Raw genomic sequence first — 6,658 nt, 5'->3', positions numbered from 1 at the left:
TACAGAGTGGTTCTGGGACATGAGAAATAGAAATCGACGTCAGCTAACGAGCGGTGAACCTGTTGTGTCCGTTCATTCAAATTCTGTTCACCATCGGGTTCTTGCCGATTGTCAGGTTGTGGAAACATGCAGTATGGGTGCGGTTTTCGGACACCACCAACAATTCGAACAAATAGGACATCAAGGGCGCTGTGTGATGAAGGTCACACTTCGCCGAAGGGGCGTTGTGACTCGCAGGTGATTCAAAGTCCGTATTCGCGCCCACGTTAGGGTGGCACGGTGCGATTGCTCGTAACCGGCGGAGCCGGATTCATCGGCGCGAACTTCGTCCATCAGACCGTGGCGGATCGACCCGACGTCCGCGTCACCGTGCTCGACGCACTGACCTATGCCGGAAATCGCGCCTCGCTGGCGCCGATCGCCGATCGGATCGAGTTCGTACACGGCGATATCGCCGATTCCGGTCTGGTGGACCGCTTGGTCTCCGGAGCAGACGCCGTGGTGCATTTCGCGGCCGAATCCCATAACGACAATTCGCTGGCCCGGCCCCGGGCGTTCGTGCAGACCAATATCGTCGGCACCTTCACGCTGCTCGAGGCCGTCCGCAAATACGATGTGCGCTACCACCACATCTCGACCGACGAGGTCTACGGCGACCTCGAGGCCGACGATCCGGCGTTCACCGAGAACACCCCTTATCAACCGTCCAGCCCGTATTCGGCCACCAAGGCATCCAGTGATCTGCTGGTCCGTGCCTGGGTGCGGTCGTTCGGGGTGCGGGCGACGATCTCCAACTGCAGTAACAATTACGGCCCGTATCAACACGTGGAGAAATTCATCCCGCGCCAGATCACCAATCTGATCGACGGGGTTCGACCGCGCCTCTACGGCGCCGGACATCAGATCCGGGACTGGATCCACGTCGCCGATCACAACCGCGCGGTGTGGGACATTCTGGACCGCGGGCGTATCGGGCAGACGTATCTGATCGGCGCCGACGGTGAACTGGACAACCGGACCGTGGTGGAGTTGCTGCTCGCCGAATTCGGCCGCGACCCCGGCGATTTCGATCACGTCACCGATCGGCCGGGACACGATCAGCGCTACGCCATCGACGCCACTCTGCTGCGCGCCGAACTCGGCTGGCGTCCCCGGTACGGCGATTTCCGCGCCGGGCTGGCCGCGACGGTCGCCTGGTACCGCGACAACGAGGCGTGGTGGCGCCCGCAGAAGGCGCACACCGAACGCGCCTACGCGGCGGCCGGCGAAAAGGTGCTCTAACCCCAGATCAGGACGTTGTATTTGATCGCGGCCGCGGCCAGGGCCACCACGGTCGCGACCACGACCGTAATCGCCGGCCCGCGGACCGGCGTCACACCGCGGGAATCGCTCAGCCGCAACGGCATCCACCGCAGCAGCACCGCGAACCCGGCAATCGCGAGCGGCACGAAATAGCGCCCCTGTACGCCGTCGATCATCCAGTAGCCCACCGGTGTGAACGACATGTAGAGCGTCACGTAGATCATCGCGACACTGGCCAGCACGGTGAGCGCGACGATCCAGGTACGCCACCGGTCACCGGTCAGCCGATCCGCGATACCGGCGCTCACCGCCAGCGCCAGCAGACAGGCCAGGATCGACAGCGCGGGCACGTCCACATAGGCGAATCCCAGCTCGCCGAAGAATTGGATGAACCATTTCTCGTCCCGATACCAGATGCTGTCGCCGAAGGTATTCGCGAAATGCACCGGATCGGAAAGAATTTCGTGCAGCTGGTCGCCGGGGCGCACCGACCGCCATTCCGACGGCTTGCGCATCAGGCCCATGCCGTCGCCGGTCGGCGCGGCGATCTTCATCCACACCGCGAACAGGATCGCGCCCAGCGCCGCGAAACACCACGGCAGCCAGCGCAGCATTTTCCCGAAGCCGTACTGGCGGGCCGGAATCAGCACCACCAGCATGGCGAGGATGACATAGGTGGGCTTGCTCAGCGGCAGCGCCAGCGTCGCCGCCAGTGCGGCCACCACCTCCGGCTTCGTCAGCCGGGTGTCGAGGAAGACGCCCTTCACCACCAGGCACGACACCAGGACGGCCAGGGCGTTGGTGACGGTGTCGGCCGTGACCGTGCCCGCCTGGAACAGTGCGATGGGCAGCACCGCGATCGTGAATACCAGCCACTGGATCCGGAACGTCCGCAGCGCCCGCAGCGCGAACGCCACTATCACCAGGTAGGCGAGCAGTCCGGCGAGCCGGGTGAGCAGCACCGTATCGCCGACGTCGAGGCCGATCGCCTGGGCCAGCCGGATGCCCACGGCCGCGGGCACATACGGCACCGGCGAGTAGGCGGCGGTATTGGTGAACCACATCTGCTTGGTCGCGGTGGTGGTCACCGGCGCCGAACCCAGCCGGTCGTAGGCGGTCTCGTCGGCGGCCAGCGGGGCCGGCTCCGTCGGGTGGCGGTTGTAGTCGGTGAAGGCGTAACCCATCAGACCGTCGACACTCAACGGGATCTGCCCGCCGTAGGAGATACCGCGGTCGTCGGTGATCCGCTCGGGGGTGAATCCGCCGTGCGCCACCTGGTACGCGCGGCCGAACTGGGTGATCTCGTCATGACCCCAGAACGGCGGGGTGATGGTCGCGAACACGATGCCGAAAACGCCGGCCACCAGGACGAATACCGCCGCGGCCGGGCCGAGGTGGTGCGCGATACCGGATCGGGCGCGCCGGAGCAGGCCCGAGTGCTCTCGCTGTTCCGCGTCGACGCCCGCGGTGCCGCTCTCGCGGTTCGCCTCGTCGCGGCTCGGCTCGGTGGCGGCTTCGCCGGTCACGGCCACGCGGTCGGAGGCCGGCCTATCGGCGGCCTCCTTGTCGGCCTGGGTCGTCATCAGTGTGCCTGCCGGACCTGCTCGGGCGTTTCGACGCCGACGGCCGAATACCGCAGGTACATCAGGCGGGCGGCCTCGTGCCGGGAGCGGCGGATGCCGTCGAGGATCAGCCCGGCGGTCCACGCCAGGCTGCCCAGCAGCAGCAGGGTGAAGCCGAGGAACAACGTCGGAAAGCGCGGAACCTGGTGGATTTCGTAGAACTGGATCACTATCGGCACGATCAGAATGATCGAGATCAACCAGGCCAGCGTGCCGAACAGTCCGTAGAACGCGACCGGACGTTCGTGCCGGGCCAGACCGAAAATCAGGCCCAGAATCTTGAATCCGTCGTGGTAGGTGCGCAGTTTGGATTCACTGCCCTCCGGCCGGTCGCGGAATCCCACCCGCACCGAGGTCTGCGGCACGCGCAGATGCAGCGAATGCACGGTCAATTCGGTTTCGATCTCGAATTCGCGCGACACCGCCGGGAAACTCTTCACGAAGCGGCGGGAGAACACCCGGTACCCGGAGAGCATATCTTCGACGTTCTCGCCGAATACCTTGCCGACCACGCCGTTGAGAACGCGATTGCCGGCTTCGTGGCCCGCGCGGTACGCCTGCGTGCCTTCGTCCTCTTTCCGCACGCCGAGGACATGGTCGTAGGGGCCCGACAGCAGCGCCTCGATCATCTTCGGGGCGGCGAAGGCGTCGTAGGTGTCGTCGCCGTCGATCATCAGGTAGACGTCGGCCTCGATATCGGCGAACGCGCGCCGGACGACGTTGCCCTTGCCCTTGACGGTCTCGGTGCGCACGATCGCGCCCGCCTCCCGGGCGCGTTCGGCAGTGGCGTCCGTGCTGCGGTTGTCGTAGACGTAGACGTCGATGCCCGGCACGGCAGCCTTGAGGTCCGTGACGACCTTGGCGACCGCAGCCTCCTCGTTGTGGCAGGGCACGACTGCGGCGATGCGAAGCTCGGTGGGGTTCACCCCGTCAATCCCTCATTTGATCGGCCGATGAAATACGGAACACCGGGAGGGTACAGGCCGACGCCGGACTCGCGCCCGTTAACCCTCACTGTGTCGGGTGCGGGCCGGTACACCCGCCGCGACCTCGCGCCCTTTGCGTCCGCTGTGAGCCGCCCGGTCGCACCCGCGGCGAGCCGCGCTCCCCACCGGCATCACGCGGTGGGGAACCGGGGTGCGGTACCGTCGCCGGGTGGCCAGCAGTGAGACGGCGACCGAACCGGTCGATCGAACCGGCGATACCTTGCGACACAAGGTCGTCACCGCCCTGCGGCAGGGATCGGCCTTTCTGGTGGTCGGCGCGATCGGCTTTCTCGTCGACGCCGGAACCTATAACTTGCTGGTCTTCTGGGGCGGCGACGGAGTTCTGAATCACGCGCCGCTGGTCGCGAAGATCATCTCGATTCTGGTGGCCACGGTGGTCACCTATTTCGGCAACAAATGGTGGACTTTCGCGCACAAGCAGGGCGGCAGTCCCGCCCGCGAATATCTGCTGTACGCCGTATTCAATGTGGTTGCCATCGGGTTGCAGCTGGGGTGTCTGGCATTCTCCCGATATGTCCTGCACCTGTCCTCGCCGCTGGCGGACAACATCTCCGGCACCCTGATCGGCCAGATCGTGGCGGTGGTTTTCCGCTATTGGGCCTACGACACTTTCGTCTTCGCCGAGTCGCGCTCGGGTCGGTCGGACGCCGCGACATGAGACGGACATAATGGGTATCGCTCGCACCGAGCCCGCACTTGACCGCGCCCGCGCCGGATTCGGCGCCATCGGACACTGTTTACGAGGGATTCCACCATGGATCAGTCGGCTGGCCAGGCCGTGACCGCCACCGAGAACGACCCGCGGATCGCCGAGCCCGCACCCGGCGCCCTGCGGACCGACCACCGCGCCCCCGACCGCCTGGTTCTGGCCCGGGGCATCTTCACCGGCCCGGCGCCGAAGATCAGCGACGAACTCTATGCGGTGGTCAAGGGCAAATCGCATCGCGAACGGCTGTCGCTACGGCTGGAAAAGGGCGCGCACGCGAACACCAACACCTATTTCGGCCGGTTCGCGGCCAGTTACTGGCAGCGCTGGACGACGGTGACCGAGGTCGAGGTCTCGATGCGGGTCGCGGTCGGCGACCGGGCGCGGATCCGGCTGGCCGCCTCCGATATCGCCGGGCACCGGCGCATCATCGACTCCGCGGATGTGCATTCCGACGGGATGGTCACCCTGCGGGCGCCGCTGGATCAGTATGTGGACGGCGGGGCGTTGTGGGTCGAATTCGATGCTGTCGGAGGCGAACTCGCGATCGGTGAGCTCACCTGGACCGCGCAAGCGCCGGATCGCGTCCGCCCGGTCGCGATCGCGATCTGCACCTTCAATCGCGCCGAGGACTGCGCGCACACCGTCGCCGCCCTCGCCTCGGATCCGGAGGTGCTGGCGGCCATCGACGCGGTGTACGTGGTCGACCAGGGCACCGACCTGGTGTCGGACCGGGAGCTGTTCCAGCAGACGCAGCCGCGTTTCGGTGACAAGCTGCGCTACATCCGGCAGCCGAATCTCGGCGGGGCGGGCGGCTTCACCCGCGGGTTGTACGAGGTGTCGGCGGCGAACGAGCACGCCGACGTCATCCTGATGGACGACGACATTCTCTGCGAGCCCGAAACGGTGTTGCGGCTCAACGCCTTTGCCAATCTCACGGTGGAACCGACCCTGGTCGGCGCGCAGATGCTGTTCCTGCTGAACCCCGACTATCTCAACGTCGGCGCCGAGGAGGTGCACCTGAACGAGCTGCGGCACGGTCAGAAGGTGCCCAAGGCGTTGCGCAACACCAGCATGCTCAAGCGCAATCAGGAGCGCCGCGTCGACGCCGGCTACAACGCCTGGTGGACCTGCCTGATCCCGGCCGAGGTGGTGGCGCGGATCGGATTGCCGCTGCCGATCTTCTTCCAGTGGGACGACGTCGAATACGGTGTCCGCGCCCGCGAGGCGGGATTCGTGACCGTGACGCTGCCGAATGCGGCGGTCTGGCACGCGGACTTCTACTGGAAGGACTTCGACGACTGGGCGCGCTATTTCAGCATGCGCAATTCGCTCATCGTCAGTTCGATGCACACCGATCTCGACACGAAGGCGGTGACCCGCAAGCTCTTCCGTGAGATCGCGGAATATCTGGTGGGTATGCAGTACGGTCTCGCGCACACCACACTGCAGGGGATCGAAGATTTCCTGCAGGGCCCGAAGATCCTGCGCGACGGTGGAATTCAGGCCCTGGCGGCCGCCCGCACCAGCCGCGGTGATTACGGCGAGACAAAGAAGCACGCGGCCGCCACCGCACCGGTACGGCAGTCCGACATCCAGCTCCGTCGTGCCGGTGGCGAGCCGAGCCGCCCGCTGCTGGTGCTGATCAAGCGTGCGATCCAGCAGTGGACCGGACGCACCCAGCACGGGGTCGTCGGCGTCACCCGCGAGGATGCGCACTGGTGGCATCTGGCCCTGTTCGATCACGTCGTGGTGACCGACGCCTCCCAGTCCGGCGTGCGAATCCGGCAGCGGGACAAGGAGAAAGCCCGTGCCCTGTTGCTGCGCACCGTCCGGGTGCTGCGCCGGCTGCGCCGCGAACTTCCGGAGCTGAGCCGCCAGTACCGGGCCGCGGCACCGGAACTGACCAGCCGCGAGAACTGGGAACGGCTGTACGGTATCTGAGCCGGTCGGAGGTGGCGGCGGATCGTTGTCGACCACCGCGCCGAGATAGCGGTACGAGGTCGGGTAGGTCGGCTGCG

5 protein-coding genes are annotated in these 6,658 nt (G+C 66.0%); 3 read left to right on the top strand and 2 right to left on the bottom strand.

Features of this window, described 5'->3' with window-relative positions; all coding sequences use genetic code 11:
* Nucleotides 1-279 precede the first annotated feature (279 nt).
* The gene (gene rfbB / locus NK1_RS03055) at nucleotides 280-1,281 is read left to right on the top strand and encodes a dTDP-glucose 4,6-dehydratase (protein WP_063007004.1); all 1,002 of its coding nucleotides are present in this window, start codon (nucleotides 280-282) and stop codon (nucleotides 1,279-1,281) included.
* Here the strand turns inward: rfbB and NK1_RS03050 are convergent.
* Nucleotides 1,278-2,885: a DUF2142 domain-containing protein gene (locus NK1_RS03050; RefSeq protein WP_063007003.1), complete on the bottom strand. Its 1,608-nt coding sequence runs from the start codon at nucleotides 2,883-2,885 to the stop codon at nucleotides 1,278-1,280. The genes rfbB and NK1_RS03050 overlap by 4 nt on opposite strands.
* Nucleotides 2,885-3,850: a glycosyltransferase gene (locus NK1_RS03045; protein WP_063007002.1), complete on the bottom strand. Its 966-nt coding sequence runs from the start codon at nucleotides 3,848-3,850 to the stop codon at nucleotides 2,885-2,887. Before NK1_RS03045 ends, NK1_RS03050 begins: the two co-directional genes overlap by 1 nt.
* A gap of 229 nt (nucleotides 3,851-4,079) precedes the next feature.
* On the opposite strand from NK1_RS03045, the gene NK1_RS03040 reads away from it, so the two are divergent.
* Nucleotides 4,080-4,589: a GtrA family protein gene (locus NK1_RS03040; protein ID WP_051024098.1), complete on the top strand. Its 510-nt coding sequence runs from the start codon at nucleotides 4,080-4,082 to the stop codon at nucleotides 4,587-4,589.
* Nucleotides 4,590-4,685: 96 nt separating this feature from the next.
* Entirely contained in the window at nucleotides 4,686-6,581 is a 1,896-nt protein-coding gene (locus NK1_RS03035; RefSeq protein ID WP_084460527.1) for a glycosyltransferase, read from the top strand.
* Nucleotides 6,582-6,658: the final 77 nt, after the last annotated feature.

Source organism: Nocardia kruczakiae NBRC 101016 (assembly GCF_001612965.1).
In the GTDB taxonomy this organism is placed as follows: Bacteria; Actinomycetota; Actinomycetes; order Mycobacteriales; family Mycobacteriaceae; genus Nocardia; species Nocardia kruczakiae.
This window is presented reverse-complemented; position numbering and strand designations above follow the sequence as displayed.